11 protein-coding genes are annotated in these 17356 nt (G+C 69.4%); 1 reads left to right on the top strand and 10 read right to left on the bottom strand.

What is annotated here, in order from left to right; genetic code table 11:
- Positions 1-4: 4 nt before the first annotated feature.
- Positions 5-2929: an error-prone DNA polymerase gene (locus N8I71_RS05040; protein ID WP_262876854.1), complete on the bottom strand. Its 2925-nt coding sequence runs from the start codon at positions 2927-2929 to the stop codon at positions 5-7.
- A 212-nt stretch (positions 2930-3141) separates the two neighbouring features.
- Here N8I71_RS05040 and N8I71_RS05035 point away from each other — a divergent pair, with 212 nt between their 5' ends.
- Complete coding sequence (locus tag N8I71_RS05035; RefSeq protein WP_262876853.1) at positions 3142-4134, top strand: sterol desaturase family protein; 993 nt, start codon at positions 3142-3144, stop codon at positions 4132-4134.
- Positions 4135-4197: 63 nt separating this feature from the next.
- On the opposite strand, the gene N8I71_RS05030 is transcribed toward N8I71_RS05035, so the two are convergent.
- From N8I71_RS05030 to N8I71_RS04990, 9 genes are all read right to left on the bottom strand, one after another.
- Positions 4198-4671 (bottom strand): RNA pyrophosphohydrolase, encoded by a 474-nt coding sequence (locus N8I71_RS05030; RefSeq protein ID WP_262876852.1) that lies wholly within the window; start codon positions 4669-4671, stop codon positions 4198-4200.
- A gap of 12 nt (positions 4672-4683) precedes the next feature.
- Positions 4684-6018: a S41 family peptidase gene (locus tag N8I71_RS05025; RefSeq protein WP_262876851.1), complete on the bottom strand. Its 1335-nt coding sequence runs from the start codon at positions 6016-6018 to the stop codon at positions 4684-4686.
- 73 nt (positions 6019-6091) lie between these two features.
- Positions 6092-7222 carry a murein hydrolase activator EnvC family protein gene (locus tag N8I71_RS05020; RefSeq protein ID WP_262876850.1) on the bottom strand — a complete coding sequence of 377 codons (1131 nt, stop codon included), beginning with the start codon at positions 7220-7222 and terminating at the stop codon, positions 6092-6094.
- Positions 7219-8760: a 2,3-bisphosphoglycerate-independent phosphoglycerate mutase gene (gene gpmI, locus N8I71_RS05015; protein ID WP_262876849.1), complete on the bottom strand. Its 1542-nt coding sequence runs from the start codon at positions 8758-8760 to the stop codon at positions 7219-7221. Before gpmI ends, N8I71_RS05020 begins: the two co-directional genes overlap by 4 nt.
- 96 nt (positions 8761-8856) lie before the next feature.
- The gene (locus N8I71_RS05010; RefSeq protein ID WP_262876848.1) at positions 8857-9582 is read right to left on the bottom strand and encodes a sulfotransferase family protein; all 726 of its coding nucleotides are present in this window, start codon (positions 9580-9582) and stop codon (positions 8857-8859) included.
- Between the two features lie 197 nt (positions 9583-9779).
- Positions 9780-12257: a glycosyltransferase gene (locus N8I71_RS05005; protein ID WP_262876847.1), complete on the bottom strand. Its 2478-nt coding sequence runs from the start codon at positions 12255-12257 to the stop codon at positions 9780-9782.
- Positions 12254-13165, bottom strand: a complete 912-nt coding sequence (locus tag N8I71_RS05000; protein WP_262876846.1) for a hypothetical protein — start codon at positions 13163-13165, stop codon at positions 12254-12256. The genes N8I71_RS05005 and N8I71_RS05000 overlap by 4 nt, the downstream gene beginning before the upstream one ends.
- A 104-nt stretch (positions 13166-13269) precedes the next feature.
- On the bottom strand, positions 13270-16557 hold the full coding sequence (locus N8I71_RS04995; protein WP_262876845.1) for a calcium-binding protein: 3288 nt from the start codon (positions 16555-16557) through the stop codon (positions 13270-13272).
- 138 nt (positions 16558-16695) lie between these two features.
- Positions 16696-17355 (bottom strand): ABC transporter ATP-binding protein, encoded by a 660-nt coding sequence (locus tag N8I71_RS04990; protein WP_262876844.1) that lies wholly within the window; start codon positions 17353-17355, stop codon positions 16696-16698.
- Position 17356 lies beyond the last annotated feature (1 nt).

Here is a 17356-nt window from a genome sequence, read left to right as displayed (position 1 = left end):
CGCTTCAGCCCGCGCGGGCCTCGGGCCTCGGGGCCTCCAGCAGCCGTCGATCGATCCCCGGGCTCAGGCGGTGCCGGATCAGCGCCACGGGATGCGACCTGAGCGTGAGCCGCATCGAGACGTAATCCTCCACCACCTCCTCGCCCTCGGTCATGACCGGCAGCCCGACCTGCCCCTCCACGATCCCCTCGCCGTCGAGGTCGCCCGCGAACAGCGGCAACTCCCGCTTCGGCACCAGCGCGCGGGCGGCCCAGAGCGCCTCGCGCCGCGTCAGGCCCAGCCCCGCGAAGGCGTCCGCCTCGGCCAGGATCGTCAGCGTCCGGGCATCGAGGCCCGCGCGCCGCCACACGTCTTCCACCGTGACATAGCCGTTGCCGCGTGCGGCGGTCAGCCAGTCGGCGTCCTCCTCCCGGATCGACTTGATCTGCCGGAACCCCAGACGCAGGGCGAGCGCGCCGGTCTCGGTCCGCTCCATGATGTTGTTCCAGTGCGAGCGGTTCACGCAGATCGGCCGCACCTCCACCCCGTGTTCGCGGGCGTCCCGGACGATTTGCGCCGGCGCGTAGAAGCCCATGGGCTGCGAGTTCAGGAGCGCGCAGGCGAAGATGCCGGGATGGTGCCGCTTCAGCCAGGCGGAGGCGTAGACCAGCAGCGCGAAGGACGCCGCATGGCTTTCGGGGAACCCGTAGGAGCCGAAGCCTTCGATCTGGGAAAAGCACCGTTCGGCGAAATCCTCGTCATAGCCGTTGTCGCGCATCCCCTTCAGGAACCGGGTGCGGAACTCGGTTACGCTCCCGTGCTTCTTGAAGGTGGCGAGCGAACGGCGCAGGCGGTCGGCCTCCTCGGGGGTGAAGCCCGCGCCGGTGATCGCGATCTGCATCGCCTGTTCCTGGAACAGCGGCACGCCCAGCGTCTTGGCCAGAACCCGGCCGAGCGCGTCTGAGGGGAAGCTTACCGCCTCCTCCCCGTTCCGGCGGCGGATGAAGGGATGCACCATGTCGCCCTGGATGGGTCCGGGCCGGATGATCGCCACCTGGATCACGAGGTCGTAGAAACAGCGCGGGCGCATCCGTGGCAGGAAGTTCATCTGCGCCCGGCTTTCGACCTGGAAGACGCCGAGACTGTCGGACTTGCACAGCATGTCGTAGACCGCCGGGTCCTCGGGCGGGAGCGTGGCCAGCGTGTAATCCGCCTGGTGGTGCATCTGGAGAAGCGTGAAGGCCTTTCGGATGCAGGTCAGCATGCCCAGCGCCAGCACGTCGACCTTCAGGATGCCCAGCGCGTCGATATCGTCCTTGTCCCAGCAGATGACGGTTCGGTCCTCCATCGTCGCGTTCTCGATCGGGACAAGTTCGTCCAGCCGCCCCTCGGTGATGACGAAACCGCCGACATGCTGCGAGAGGTGGCGGGGAAAGCCGATGATCTCGCGAATGAGGGCGATGGTCTGTCTCAGGCGCCGGCTTTCTGGGTCGAGGCCCATCTCGCGCATCCGTTCCTCCTCCAGCCCTTTCGACGACCACGATCCCCAGATCTGCGACGACAGCGCGGACAGCACGTCCTCGCTGAGGCCCATGGCGCGGCCCACCTCGCGCACGGCGCGCTTGCCTCGATAATGGATGACCGTGGCGCACAGGCCCGCGCGGTGGCGGCCATAGCGTTCGTAGATGTGCTGGATCACTTCCTCCCGCCGCTCGTGCTCGAAATCCACGTCGATGTCGGGCGGTTCGTTGCGCGCCTCGGAGACGAAGCGCTCGAAGACCATGGTCCCGATCTCGGGGCTTACGCTGGTCACGCCCAGCGCATAGCAGGTGATCGAGTTCGCCGCCGAGCCGCGCCCCTGGCACAGGATCCCGCGGGAGCGCGCGAAGGCGACGATGTCGTGCACGGTAAGGAAGTAGGGTTCGTAGCCCAGCTTCGCGATCAGCCTGAGTTCGTGGTCGAGCTGTTTCCGGGCGCGTTCGGGGATGCCCTGCGGATAGCGCCATTCGAGGCCCGCGTGGGCCAGCCGGGTCAGCCGGTCCGACGCGCTTTCGCCGTCCGCGATCTCGGAGGGGTACTCGTAGCGCAGCGAGCGGATGTCGAACTGCAGCCGCGCGGCGATCTCCACGGTGCGGTCCACGGCCTCCTCGTGACCCGCAAAGATGCGCCGCATCTCCGCCTCGCCGCGAAGCCGTTGTTCGGCATTGGCCTGCGCCGCAGTGCCGAGGTTCTCGACGCGCAGCCCCTCGCGGATGCAGGTCAGGATATCCGTCAGCCGCCGCCGGGCGCCGTGATGCATCAGCGGCCTGGCCGAGGCGACGGTGGGCAGGCCGAGGTCCCGCGCCAGCCGGTCCGCGGCGGCGAAGCGCGCCTTGTCCTGGCCGTCGTAGGACGGCGCCATCAGGAGGCCGAGTTGCGGCCCGAGCGCCCGCGTCAGCCGCCCCGCGGCGCGGCGCCACTCGGCCGTGACCGCGTCGGGCGCGTGCAGCAGAAGCTCCAGCCCCTTCGCGTGCGCAAGCAGGTCATCGAGATGCAGGATGCACTCCCCCTTCTCGGCCCGGAGCCGCCCCACGGAGAGAACCCGGCAGAGGCTGGCCCAGCCGGTGCGGTCCCGCGGCAGGGCGGTGATCTGCAGTCCCTCCGTCAGATGCAGGCAGGCGGCGGGCAGGAGGCGGGGCACATGGTCGATCGGCGCGCGCGGCGGATCCGGCAGATGCGCGGGCTTCGGCGGGCCGATCGGGTCGCGCATCGCCTCGGCCATGTCCGCGATCTCCTCGGCGATCTTCTTCAGCTCCGACCAGGCGCGCACGACCCCCGTCACCGAGTTCACGTCGGCGATCGCGATGGCCCCGATCCCCAGAAGGGCCGCACGGCGGGCGTATTCCTCCGGGTGCGAGCCACCGGTGAGGAAGGTGAAGTTCGAGGTGATGGAGAGTTCCGCGAATCCCATGATCCGGCAGTATATTCACGTTTTGTTCTCAATGGGAGGGCCTGAACGGCGTGGACGTACGGTCAGGCACCTTCCCCTGGAACGTCGGAATGTCCTTGCGCAACAGGCGAAGCCGGGGACGAAAAAGAAACCAGTGAAGCCCGCCTTTCGCCTCATTCGATTCGTAATCGACGAAAAAAACGAGGCAACAAAATCGAAAAAGAAAGCGGACGATGTCGGAAATCCTGCACGAACTCCTCGAGCTCGCCCGGGCTCCATTCGGACACTTCACCAACACCCGCGACAGGTTGAGCTATGTCTACCTGGGCTCGGCGCTGCTTGTGGCGATCATCGTCTACGTCGTGACAAAGGCCCGCGAAGGCACGCTTGCCGCCGCTGGCCTCGTGAAATGGCTGTTGCCGAAAGAGGTGCTGCTTCACCCTTCCTGCCAGACCGACTTCGCCTACTTCTTCGTGGTTCGTCTGCTCCGCGCCGCGATCTACGGTTCCGTGGTGATCTCGTCCTCCGCCGTTTCCGCGCTGACCGTTGCGGGTTTGACCTCGCTCCTCGGTCCTTCGGCGCCCACGGTCGAGCCGAGCTTCTGGATCGCGGTCGGCGTCACGCTCGTGATCGTGGTGGTCATCGATTTCACGCTTTGGTTCATGCACTACGTCTACCACGTGATCCCGTTCCTCTGGGACTACCACAAGGTCCACCACTCGGCCGAAGTCATGACCCCGATCACCGCGGCGCGGATGCACCCGGTCGAGGAGATCATGGACATGTCCGTGGCCGGTGTCGTCATCGGCACGGTCTACGGGCTTTTCGCCTATTTCCTCGGGCCGGCGGCGGTGCAGCTGACGATCTTCGAGGTCAACGTCGTGCTTGCGGTCTTCTTCCTCGCCGCGTTCAACCTCCGGCACAGCCATGTCTGGGTCCGCTACCCGGTCTGGCTGCAGCACATCTTCGTCTGTCCGGCGCAGCACCAGATCCACCATTCGGTCGCGCGCGAGCACTGGGACAAGAACATGGGCTTCATCTTCGCTGTCTGGGATTGGGCGGCCGGCACGCTCTACACGCCGAAGGGCAAGGAGGAGATCACCTTTGGCCTTGGCACCGAGGAGGATGGCGGCGCGTGGCACAGCGTGAGCGCGCTGATGTTCCGCCCCTTCCAGCAGAGCGCCGAGCGGATCCGAACGCAATTCGCCCCGCGCCGCACGCGATAACCCGGTCGGGACCACACCCGAAGGCCGATGGCCCGGCTGACCGGCAGCCGGGATCGGCGACCTTCAGGCGAGGCCGAATTCGGACAGCACCGCCGCGTAGATCGGCCGCTTGAAGCCCACGATCTCCGACAGGAGTTCCGCGCCGGTCATCCAGCGCCAGTCCGAGAATTCCACGTCCTCGTGCGCGAGGTCGATCACCTCGTCCCCCGCGTCGAGCCGCACCAGAACCCATTTCTGCGTCTGGCCCCTGTACTTGCCGCGATAGGGCAGCACCTCGGCCGGCAGGTCGTAGGGCAGCCAGTCGGCCGTCTCGGCCAGCACCGTGACGTGGCGCTTCTTCACGCCGGTTTCCTCGCGCAGTTCCCGCAGCGCGGCCTCGACCGGGGTCTCGCCCTTGTCGATTCCGCCCTGCGGCATCTGCCAGGCCGGTGTCTCCATGTCCGCGCGCTGACCGGCAAAGATACGGCCCTGCCCGTCCGTCAGGACCACGCCCACACAGGGGCGATAGGGCAGGGCCGCGATCTCTTCCGGCGTCATGGCCGCCTGCCGTTACTGGGCGTTCGGGCCCAGCGCGTTCAGGCCGGTCAGGATGTCGATGGCGTAGGCCAGCTGATAATCCTCGTTCCTGAGCCGTGCAGTGGCCTCGGCGATGGCCTGCTCTTCCTCGAGCTGACGCATTTCGTCCTCGGTCAGGGTCGAGTTCTGCAGCGCGCCGCGCAGCGATGCCTCGTTCCGGCGGAAGACGCTGCCTTGCTCCTCCTCGGTCATCTCCACGGGATCGCGCTGCTCGACCAGGATGTCGGGCGCGACGCCCAGCGCCTGGATCGAGCGGCCCGACGGCGTGTAGTAGAGCGAGGTCGTCAGCCGCATCGCGCCGTTGCCGGGCAGGGGCATGACGGACTGGACCGAGCCCTTGCCGAAGGTATTGGTGCCGACAACGACGGCGCGGCGATGATCCTGAAGCGCGCCCGCGACGATCTCCGATGCCGATGCCGAACCGCCGTTCACGAGGACGACCATCGGCAGCCCCTCGATCATGTCGCCCGGCGTCGCGTTGTAGCGCTCGCCGTCCTGCGGCTCCCGGCCGCGGGTCGAGACGATCTCGCCTTGCTCGAGGAACGCATCGGAGACGCGGATCGCCTCGCTCAGCAGGCCGCCGGCGTTGTTGCGCAGATCGATGACAACGCCGTTGAGGTTCTCGAGGCCGCCGACTTCCGCGATCATCTCCTCCAGCCCGTCGCGCAGGTTCGGGAAGGTCTGGTCGTTGAAGGTCGAGATCCGGAGGATCGCGGTGTTCCCTTCAAGCCGCGAGCGCACGGCGGTCAGGCGGATGCGGTCGCGCACGATCGTCAGGTCGAAAGGCTCTTCCTCGCCCTCGCGGACGATGGTGATGATGATTTCCGAGCCGACCGGCCCGCGCATCAGGTCCACCGCCTGCTCCAGCGTCAGCCCGAGAAGTGCCTCGCCATCCACATGGGTGATGAAGTCGCCCGCCTCGACGCCGGCCTCCATGGCCGGGGTGTCGTCCATCGGCGTGATGACGCGGACGAAGCCGTCTTCCTGCGTCACTTCAATGCCAAGGCCGCCGAACTCGCCGCGGGTCTGAACCTGCATCGAGTCGAAGTCGCGCGGGGGCAGGTAACTCGAATGCGGGTCGAGCGAGGTCAGCATCCCGTTGATCGCCGCCTCGATCAGTGCGGCTTCATCGACCTCCTCGACGTAGTTGGCGCGGATCCGCTCGAACACGTCCCCGAAAAGGTCGAGTTGCTGGTAGACCGAGGCATTGCGCGCCTCTTCCTGGGCAAGGAGCGGTCCGGCCACCTGCGTGCTGAGCAGGACACCGCCCGCGATGCCCCCAATTGCCGCCACGATCAGCTTGTTCATCTGCATGTGTCCTTCGTGCGTCTTGCGTTGTCCCGCCGCGTCGGTCCGGCACCCACGGTGTGCCGGCGACACGCTACTCTAATGCGAACCACTCTGCCGGGTCCACCGGGCGCCCGCCTTCCCGAAGCTCGAGGTAGAGCGTTTCGGAGAGGTTGGCACCCCCGCCTCCGGTCGCAGGCAGGATCAGGTCCTCGCCCACCCCTTCCGGCCCCGGCATGAGTCCCAGTGGCGCGTCGTCCGTCACCAGTTGTCCGGCCTCGACGAACACTTCGCCCAGACCGGCCACGATCAACAGATAATCAGCCTCGGGCTCCAGGATAATGACATTTCCGTAATCGAGGAGCGGGCCGGCATATCGGACCGACGCGGGCCATGGCGCCGTGACCAGCGCGCGGGGGCGGCTGGCAAGCACGAGGCCCGGCCGAGAAACGCCCGCGGCATCGGTTTCGCCGAAGCGGCGCAGGACCGTGCCGATGACCGGATTGTCCAGACTTCCACGCGCCGCGGCGAAATCGGGGATGTCGTCGGGCGCGGACGACGGTAACGCGCGCAGCAGCTCGGCAAAACTGTCGAGCGAATTGGCATTGGCGAGAATCGCCGCCATCGCCTCGGTATCGAGGGCGAAGGGCGCGGGCAGGACGCGGCGGTCGGCGATCGCCTGAGACAGCGCGGCGCGCGCCTCCTGCGCGCCGGACAGTCCCGTGGTGAGTTGCGCCAGCGCGTCGTCCTGCAACGCACGCAGAAGCGCCAGTTCCTCAAGCTGCGCCCGGAGCGCCTGCGCCTCGCGCGCCACGGCGGGGGTCACGTCGGCCACGATCATGCCCGCGCGCGCGGTGCCCACGGGTCCTTCGGGATGGAGCAACAGAAGCGGGCCGGGCGCCGACTGGATCGATTGCAACACGCCGAGAAGCCGGGACAGCCGTTCCCGCTCGGCCTCGAAGACGAAAAGGATCGCGCGTTCCCGGAGAGCGGCCTGCCGCACGCCCTCGCGCAGCGCCAGCAGCCCCTCCTCGTAGGCGCGGACGGTCTCGGTCAGCGCTTCGACCCGGTCGCGGGCGCCGTCGGCTTCGGACAGGGCGAGCGCGGCCTCTTCCAGCATCTCGGCGGCGCGGAGCGCGGTCGCGGCGGCATCGGTCTCGGCCCTCGTGGACTGTGCGGCGAAGGCCAGACAGGCCGACAGGGCGAAACCCGCGAGACGGTTCATGCGATCAGGCTTTCCCCGGTCATCTCGGGCGGCTTCTCCAGCGCCATGAGCTGCAGGAGCGTCGGCGCGAGGTCGGCGAGGCGCCCGTCGCGCAGCCGCGCGCCCGGAGGGCCCCCGACCAGGATCACCGGCACGGGGTTCAGCGTGTGCGCGGTGTGCGGCCCGCCGGTGACCGGGTCGATCATCGTCTCGCAGTTGCCGTGGTCGGCAGTGACGATCATCGCGCCGCCCACCTCGGTCAGCGCGCCCAGAACCCGGCCGAGTCCCTCGTCCACCGCCTCGCAGGCGCGGATCGCGGCCTGCAGGTCCCCGGTATGGCCCACCATGTCCGGGTTGGCGTAGTTCACCACGATCAGGTCATAGCCGTCCCGGATCGCCCCGACGAGGTGATCCGTCACTTCCGCGGCGCTCATCTCGGGTTGCAGGTCGTAGGTTGCGACCTTGGGCGACGCCGCCATGTAGCGGTCCTCGCCCTCGACGGGCGGTTCCTTGCCGCCGTTCAGAAAGAACGTGACGTGCGGGTATTTCTCGGTCTCGGCGATGTGGAACTGCCGCAGACCGTGCTTCGCGACCCATTCCGCCAGCGTGTTCACAATCTCCTGCTTGGGGAACATCGTGGTCATGTAGCGGTTGTGTGCGGTGGAATAGTCCACCATGCCCAGCATCGCCGCGGGGCGCGGCGCGTCGCCACGGTCGAAACCGGTGAACTCCGGATCGCCGATGGCCGCGAGGATCTCGCGGGCGCGATCGGCGCGGAAATTGATGAAGAAGAGGCCATCGTCGGCCCGCATCCCGGCATAGCCGGCGCCTGACACGATTGCGGGCGGGATGAACTCGTCGCTGGCGCCCGCATCATAGGCCGCCTGCACGGTGGCTTCGGCGGTCGCGGCCCCGGTCTCGCCCTCGGCCAGCACGATCGCGCGCCAGGCCCGTTCCACCCGGTCCCAGCGGTTGTCGCGATCCATGGCGAAGTAGCGCCCCGAGACGGTGACGATCCGCGCGCCCTCCGGCAGGGCGGCGTCGAGGTCGGCGATCTGGCCGGCGGCGGAGGTCGGCGCCACGTCGCGCCCGTCGGTGATCGCGTGAACCAGCACCTCGAGCCCCGCGCCGGTCAGCGCCTTCGCGGCCGCCACGATGTGGGACTGGTGGGAATGCACACCCCCGGGCGAGGCGAGACCCGCGACATGGGCGCGGCCGCCGGTGGACTTCACCGCCGCGACGAAGTCGGCAAGCGCGGGCTTTTCGAAGAAGGACCCGTCCTCGATGGCGAGGTCGATCATCCCGAGGTCCATCGCCACCACCCGGCCCGCGCCGATATTCGTATGTCCGACCTCGGAGTTGCCCATCTGCCCGTCCGGCAGGCCGACATCGTGGCCATGGGTCACCAGCGTGGCGTGCGGTCCCTCGGACCAGATCCTGTCAAAATTCGGGGTGCGGGCAAGAAGAGGCGCGTTGTCCGCCTCGGTCGGGCCGATACCCCATCCGTCGAGAATGCACAGGACAACGGGCTTGGGCGGCGCGGACGACTTTGCGGGCATTGGACGCGCTCCTCGGGGGCCAGGATCTGGGCCCGTTCTAGACACCCCACCGCCCCGCCGCAAGCAAGCGCCGGTCGGCAATGGCGCCACCCTGCCTCAGACCAGCGCCGGGTCCCAGCCGTAGCCGAAGGTGCGGAAATCCGCGTCGTAGATCTGGCGGATCAGCGCGCCCTCCAGCGCGCCGACACGCGATGCGACCTTCCCGGCGGCGCGGGTGGCGTGCCATGTGTCCGACAGCTCGCCCGCATGCTCCCCGATCCCGAGGTGGCCGCAGACCCGCAGGAAATCCGTGCGGAAAGTCTCGAACCGACCCAGAAACCCATAGCGGATGCGGTCGGGCCTCAGGAGATAGCTCTGCGTCGCCCAATGGGGGTCGCGCCCGGCCTCCGGCTGGGCGGCGACGGCGCGCAGGAAATCGGCGAAGTCGGGAACCTCGCCGGATGCGAAACCGAGAAGCGGGGCGAGCCGCGCGTTCTCGAACTCGTTGCCGACGAACTTGTCGAGCCAACAGGACAAGGCGCGCGCATAGGGGTTGCGCACGAAGGCGAAGCGGAAACAGGACGGATCGTGCAGAGCGGTGAGGAAAGCGCCGGGATCGTCATGCGGCGACAAAAGGGGGGACGCGCCGCGGTCATGCACGTCGGCCGGCATGAGGGGATGGTCGGCTCGGCCAAGCTCGGCGGCCTGAAGCACGCGTTTGACGGTCGTGCAGGCCACCTTGGGCGTCTCGACGTAGACATAGTTCCGCGTCCGCGACCAATGGCAGATGTAGTTGGTCAACCCGTCGGGCTGCCCGAAGTGGCGAGCTGCGACGCTGATCACGGGCCACGCCCCGCATGGGTGCGCCGGAACCGGCCGTTGCATGTGTCGGCAAGGCCCGCGCCCTTGCCCGGAGTGTCCGGCCGCGCAGGTCCACTTGCGCCGGGGCCGCGGGTGAAAGGCGTGCCCGCCGCCCGACAGCCCGGGGTCGCGACGGTATCGGCGCCTCCCGGGCCGGGAATAAGGTCGGGCGCCATCGCTCAGCCCGTGGCGCGCCGCGGCCGGCCCTCGCCCCGGCCATGCAGGACGTAGTGCAGGTATCCAGACGCCATCGCCCCCGACCGCACCGCATCGGCGACGTCCGGGTTGACGCGAAGATACCCGGCCTCGTCGAAATCCGGCGGCGGGCGCAGCGCCCGGCCCGCCTTGCGCAGCAGCGGGGCAAGCTCGGTCCAGCCGCAATCGGCGGCGACCGGGGCGAAGGCCAGCGGCCGACGCCACCACGGAATTCCGGCAAGCGCGCCGTTCAGTTCCGCCGCGCACCACAGGCGGTCATCCGTTGCGCGCTTTGCGGCCGCGGGTGGCGCGGCCTGGGGTGCGGACGTCCTGTCGATGCGCCCGCGCAGATCGCTCACCGCGTAGCCGAGCGCGAAACTGGCTGCCACGCCCGCGCGCTCTCCGTGCCGCCGCAGGAAGGCATTGCGCGCCACGGCGGCGAATTCCTCGTGTTTGGAGACCCCTCCGATGACCGAGTTCGCGTAGACCCCGGCCATGTCGTCGCCGCGGTCCCTGTGGTGGTAGCGGGCCAGCGGTTCCGGCAGGACGGCGATGTCGTCCTCCAGCAGCACTTCCATGTTGAAGAACCAGTCGCCGAGAACCGGCAACGCCTCGTTGAAGCCGCCGACACGGTCCCAGACGGCGCGCCGGAAGACGAAGGCGATCGGGGGAAAGAAGTTGCCGCAGGCCATCTCGGCAAGCTGCACGTTGCGGACCCAGTCGTTGTAGGGACGGGTCCCATGCTCGATCACGGCGTCGCCTCGGATCTCCTCGGAGATATAGAGGGAGTGGGTCGCCACGCCGCCGTAACGGGTGCCCGCCGCGCTGTCGAGAAAGGAGACGGTGCGGGTCAGGAAACCGGGAAGCCAGCTGTCGTCGTCGTCGTGGATCACGACGAGGTCGCTGTCGCAGGCGCCGATCCCGGCATTCGAGGCGGCTTCCATCCCCTGGCTTTCGTCGAGGGAGACGAGGCGCATCCGCCTCGGATCCATCCCTGTTCCGGCCATGATGCGCGCGACCTCGTCGGCATCGCCGCCATCGTTCACGACGGTCCAGACCAGATCGCCGAAGTCCTGCCCGGCCACGCTCCGCGCGGCGCGCGCCAGAAGGAGAGGCCGGTTTTTCGTGCGCGTGACGACGGCGACGCGGGGACGGGCGGTGTCCGCGAGCGGCCTTGCGGCGAGGGGCGCGGTCCGGGACGCGGCGGGGTCGAAATAATCGGCCGTCGCGGATGCGCCGCGGACCCTGTCCTGCATCTCCCGTGCAGCGGCCGGGGGTAGTTCGAGGGCGATCTGCCCCTCGGTCCAGAGGGCGCGCACGATCCGTGCCTCGCGGGTGTCTGCGCGTGTTCCTGTCCTGTCCGGGCTTGGCGGTGTGACGACCGGCACGTCGAGCGCCTTTCCGAAATCGGCCGAGCGCGGCTTGGCCGCGAGGTGTGGCACCTCGTCGGGCCGCGGCCGGAGGATCATGCGCGCAAGCTCGGGCATGGCCCGGGCGTGCGCGGCGAGAATCTCCGCGATCGGCTGCCCGGCATGGTCGGCGACGTAGCGGCGCACCTGCAGATACAGCGCGTCGGCCACGGGATCGGGACGCGCGGCCTGGCAGGTGGCGATCATCCTTTCGGCCGCCTGCCCGGCGGGGCCGCCGCGCACGTCCTCGACGGAAGGGGCGGCGGGTTCGAGGAGGGATTCGACCAGGTGGCGGTGCCGGACGAAGGCCGTCTCCGGCCTCAAGGGGTCCCAGGTCTCGGCCTCGAACATCAGGCCGATGCAATCGCCCACGATCGCCGGATCATGTGCGGGCGTCAGGATGCGTCCGAAATAGAGGCCGCGCCAGTCGGTGCCGGGATAGGCGGATGCCAGGAGGCTTTGCGCCGTGCCCTGCCAGCCGCTGTCGATCAGAAGCGCGCGGTCCCGACCCGCGAGAAGCGACGCGAGCTCGGCGTCGAAGGCCGCGGAACTTTCCTCGAGGAAGGCGATCAGCCGCCGTTGCACGGGGCCGTCCACCGTCAGCCAGCCGGGCAGGTTGTGGCCATGTGCGTCCAGGCTTCGGTCCGCGAGGTCGATGCGCTTCAGAAGGTCCGGCCGGTTGCGCATCAGCCCGGTGACGAGGTCGCGCAGCGGCTGGCTGCTGTACTCGCGTGTCAGCAGCCCGATGCTGGGTTCGCGTCCGCCGGGCCGCGCGAAGACACCCTTGGCGACGGCCACGCGCGAGATCCAGAACATGCGCGCCTCGGGGCCTTTTCGACCGCGGCCGCGCGCGAACGTCCCGTGCAGTTCCGCAATCCGAAGGCCGGCGCGTGCGCATTGGAGCGCCAGGGTTCTGCCGTCATCGTGGTAAAGGAGGTACTGGTGCAGTGCGAGGAGCCAGCGCTGCACCACCGGGCCGAGCACATCGTAGCCGATGCGGGCGGCGGGATCGCCGCGCGTCTCGTTCCGCCCTTCCGGCGACCAGAGCTTCATGCCGCGGCCTCTGCCTCGAAGTGGAGGTCGTGGTCGCGCCGCAACTCTTCCAGGCAGCGGACGCGGTCACGCCTCCGTTCGGCCAGGAGCGTCTCGGGCACGGGAAGAAGCATGGCGTCCCAACCGGCCTCCCGCGGGCGGCGGCAATCGCCCAAGGGGCTGTCGCCGAGATGGACCACGAAGGGCGCCTCCCGCGCCTCGGCGATGCGGGCGAAGATGCCGCCGGATGCCTTCGAGACCTTCGTGTCGGCCGAGGAATAGAGCGCGTCGTAGCTCGACGCAGGGACGCCGCACCGGGCGAGGAGTGCGGCGATCTGGCCGGCATGCATGTACATGTCGCTGACCAGCACGACCTTGCCGCCGCGGGCGCGGTGCCGGTCGATGTAGGACAACAGGAGCCGGTTGACCGAGACCCTGGCCGCCTCGTTCACCAGCTCGATCCCGACGAAGTCGTCGGCCATGGCGTCCGGCATGCCGAGAAGCCGCGCCGCGGTCAGGTGGATCTCCGTCAGGGAGCCCTCGCCGCAGCCGTCGACCCGAGGCCCTGCGCGGTAGCTCGCCTTCGTGCCGAGGTGGCGCGCGAGAAAGGCGTCGATGGCGGTGATCGCGCGACCGGCATGGGTCGCCATGGCTTCGCCCACCTCGACGAAGCGCCTGAGTTCGCTCGACCCGTCGCGGAGCAGGAGTGTATCGAACACATCGAGGCTCAGAAGGCCCGCCGGCCCGCCATCGCGCCGTGTCAACCGGGCGTCGAGGGCGGTAAAGAGCCGGCGGCGGAAGGCACGGTCGCGCAAGAGGGCCTCGCGGTCGGGCGCGTCCGTGAGCGTTGCCGCGATCCCGTCGAACCGGATCAGTCGGCGCCCGGGCGCAAGCAGCGTCTCGTCAACGGCGAGGGGCGGTGTCGGCATCGGGCGTCGCTCCTTCTGGACGGGCGGGACGGGGGCGCCGCCGCTTCGCCGAACGAGCGAAGGCCCGGCCGCATCACCCCCGGACCCGGCATTCTCGGGGGCGATCAGAACAGGAAATCGCTTAATCCCAGGTTAGCGAGGCTCAGGTTTTCGATGAAAACGGCGCCCGAGCCTGTGTCGATCCGGACCCCTTCGGCCTCGTCCGTGGCCGCGCCCCGCACGTCCGCGAAGGAGCCCAACGAGCTGACGCCGCCAAGGTCGATCACGTCGCCGGCCGTGAAATCGGTAATCGTGTCAAGGCCCTCGCCGTCGGAAAAGGCGAAGATGTCGTTGCCGTCCCCGCCGGTCAGAAGGTCGTTTCCGGCCTGGCCGCGCAGCAGGTCCGCGCCCGCCCCGCCCATCAGCGTGTCGTCGCCGCCGCCGGCCCAGATCGCGTCGTTCCCGTCGAGCCCGGAGAGGAGATTCGACCCGCCGCTGCCCGAGAGGACATCGCCGTGGGCCGATCCCTCGGCATGCTCGATATCGAAGAGCGTGTCGCCCTGTGCATCCCCGCCCCATCCGTCCCCGGCCCAGAGACGGACCGTGATCCCCGTGGCGGAGGTCGCATAGCTGACCATGTCCTGGCCCGCCTGTCCGCGCAGGATGTCGGCGCCTGCGCCGCCGTCGAGCGTGTCATCGCCCGCATCGGCCCAGATCTCGTCGTTGCCCGCCCCGCCGTGCAAGCGGTTCGCGCCCGCGTCCCCGACAAGCCTGTCGGCGTGGATCGACCCCATGAGGTGCTCGATCCCGGCGAGCGTGTCGCCCTCCGCGTCGCCGCCCGCGCCGTCGCCCGCCCAGAGGCGCACGGTCACGCCCGAGGGCGAAGTCGCGTAGCTTGCCCAGTCCTGCCCGGCCTGCCCCTGCAGGAGGTCGGCGCCCGCGCCTCCCTCCAGCGTATCGTCACCCGCATTGCCCCAAAGCGCGTCTGCACCGGTTCCGCCCATCAGGCGGTTGCCGGTCGCATCGCCCACGAGCGTGTCGGCCTGCGGCGACCCGAGCAGATGCTCGATCCCCGAGAGCGTGTCGCCCTGGGCGTCACCGCCCGCGCCGTCGCCTGCCCAGAGGCGCACGGTCACGCCCGAGGGTGAAGTCTCGTAGCTGGCGAGATCCTGCCCGGCCTGTCCGTTGAGCAGGTCCGCGCCCGGACCGCCCGACAGCGTATCGTCGCCCGCGTTGCCCCAGAGGGCGTCCGCGCCGTCGCCACCGGACAGGAGGTTGGCACCGGCGTCGCCCACCAGCGTGTCGGCGTGCGGCGACCCGAGCAGATGCTCGATCCCCGAGAGCGTGTCGTCCTCCGCGTCGCCGCCCGCGCCGTCGCCTGCCCAGAGGCGCACGGTCACGCCCGAGGGTGAGGTCTCGTAACTGGCGAGATCCTGCCCGGCCTGTCCGTTGAGCAGGTCCGCGCCCGCGCCGCCCGACAGCGTATCGTCGCCCGCGTTGCCCCAGAGCGCGTCCGCGCCATCCCCCCCGGACAGGAGGTTGGCACCGGCGTCGCCCACCAGCGTGTCGGCATGGAGCGTCCCGAAGATATCCTCGATCCCGGTGAGCGTGTCGCCCTGGGCATCGCCGCCCGCGCCGTCGCCGGCCCAGAGGCGCACGGTGACGCCGGCGGGGGAGCCCGCGTAGTCCGCGCGGTCGCGTCCGGGGCCACCTTCGAGGATGTCGGCGGCATCGCCTCCGGCAAGCGTGTCGTCGCCCGGCCCGCCAGACAGGATATCGACGCCGCCGCCTCCGATGAGAAGATCGTCGCCTGCCATTCCGGAGATCGTGTCCGATCCTGCCCCGCCCTGGAACGTGTCGGCGCCCGCGCCGCCGACGAGCACCTGACCGGCGGTCAGGAGGTCCAGGAACGGCTGCCGGTGCGGCGCTTCGATCAGGGCGGCGGCGATCTCCTCGGCGCCGATGCTGCCGCCGCCGGCGCGGTCGAGGATCAGCGTTTCGGGTCCGAAGGACACCGACGCGCCGCTGGCCGTCGGCGTGATCGTCAGCTGCGCGGCGTCGTAGAGCATGGGCCATCCCGAAAGGTCGAGCCGGTCGATGCCGGGCTCGAAATCGGAGATCCGGTCGGTTGTCCCGTCTCCGCGCAGGATGAAACGGTCGGCGCCCGCCCCCCCTTCGAGGGTGTCGGCCCCGTCCCCATCCTCGAGGATGTCGTCGCCGCCAAGCCCGCGCAGGAGGTCGGCCGCCAGCGAACCCATCAGGATGTCGTCCGCACCGGTGCCCGCGAGGGCGCCGCCTGTCGGCCCGGCGGCGAGCGTTAGGCCCTGACCGTCGAGCGAAAGCGTGAAGTGGCTCAGGCCGCCCTCCAGCTCCGAGGCGGCGAAGACGTGGAGGACCGCGCCGTCCGACCATGCCGCCAGTGCCGTGACATTCGCGAGACCTGTCGCGCCCTCGTTCCCGACCACCTGGGTCAGGTGCAGCCGGCCGTTGGGCAGGAGCGTGAAGACGCTCAACCCGTCATCGCCGCCTCCGGCAAGCACGATGACACGGCCGAGCGCCTCGATCACCTCGATGTCCTGGACCCTGCCGAAGCGGGTGGCGAGTGTGTCGACCACGTGGTCCGTCGTCAGAAGCGCGCCGGACCCCGTCAGTTCCATGACGCTGAGGGCGCCCGAGGCCCCTTGCGCCGGCGCCGAGGCGAGAAGGACGAAGTGCCTTCCCCCGAGGCTCGCCACCTCCATGGCGGTCGGGATCATGACGCCCAGCCCCTCCGAGACGCCGAGGCTGCCGGTTGCAAGCACGCCGCCGCCCGTTTCGCGGAAGGCGCTGACACCGGCTTCGGCTTGGCTGGCGGTCAGCACGAAGTTGGACGTTCCGATCTGGAGCGTCTCGATCCGGAAGATGTCGGCGGCGTAGGTGGCCCCGGTATCCGCCACGGTGAAGCCGGGCGTGTAGCCCGCCCCTGTCCACGAATGTGCCGTGAAGCCGTCCCGGCCGATGCCCGCCGCGTAGGTCCATCCGTCAGCGCCTTCGGCGATGTCGCGCAGGCGGCCGAGGCCGGAGGCGAGACCGCCAAGCGGCGTCAAGGCGCCGATGCCGCCTGAAGCGTCGAACGTGTAGGACGCCAGGCCGTCCTCGCCCGAGCCTGCGACGGCCAGACGCTCGACCCCTCCGGTCCCGAGCAGGCGCGGCTCCGCCATGGCCAGGCCGGACCAGGACGCCTCGAACCATGCGGTGTCCGACAGGGTCACCGGCCCGGCGGCGATGGCGTAGGCAGCGATCCCGCCGAACGGGCCGCTGACCGAATAGAGCGTCGCCCCCGTAGCCGTCGGCAGCACGAACAGGCCGGCGATCCCATTGTCGAGGGACGCATGGCCCGACTGAAAGCGCCCTGAAAGGCTCAAACTCTGCATCCGGTCTGTCTTCTCGGTGTTTGTGCGGTGGTTCGGAGATATCGAGAAACACGTCCGCCCGGTCTGGACGGGATTGTGAAATCGGCGCGGCGAATCGCGAGATTTCGCGCGACCCCGGCTGACGGGCGCGTGGTGTGCTCAGGTCATGTCGATGTTGACGAGGTGCATGGCGATCGCCTCCTCAAGGTCGTCGAAGAAATGCGCGCGCCCATTCTCCAGTACGAGGCCGGCGTCGCAGACCTCGCGCAACTCGGCCATGTTGTGGCTGACCATGATGGCGCTTGCGCCCTCGATCCGGTCGCGGAAGATCCTGTAGCTCCTGGCGCGAAAGGCGGCGTCGCCTGCGGCGGTGATCTCGTCGACAAGGTAGATGTCGAAGGCGATCCCCATGGACAGGCCGAAGGTCAGCCGCGCCTTCATGCCCTGCGAGTAGGTCCGCACCGGCATCCGGAAATGATCGCCAAGCTGCGCGAAGTCCTGCACGAAGGCCGACAGCGCGTCGGCGTCGATCCCGTGGATTCGGGCTACGAAACGGGCGTTCTGCGCGCCCGTCAGTTCGGGGTGGAAGGCCCCGCCCAGCCCGACCAGCCAGGAGACGGTGCCGCCGCAGGTGACGCGGCCTCTATCGGGCGCAAGGGTCCCCGCCACGAGTTGCAGGAGCGTGGATTTCCCCGCGCCGTTCCGGCCCAGAAGCGCGACGGCCCGTCCCCGCGGCAGGTCGAGCGTCAGGTCGCGCACCACGGCCTTTCGTCCGGATGCGGTCGGGAAGCTTTTGGTCACGCCGTCGAAGCGGATCATG

Origin of the sequence: Roseicyclus sediminis, from assembly GCF_025515305.1 — a bacterium.
In the GTDB taxonomy this organism is placed as follows: Bacteria; Pseudomonadota; Alphaproteobacteria; order Rhodobacterales; family Rhodobacteraceae; genus Roseibacterium; species Roseibacterium sediminis.
Note: the sequence above shows the minus strand (reverse complement) of the source record. Positions and strands in the feature narration are given on the sequence as shown.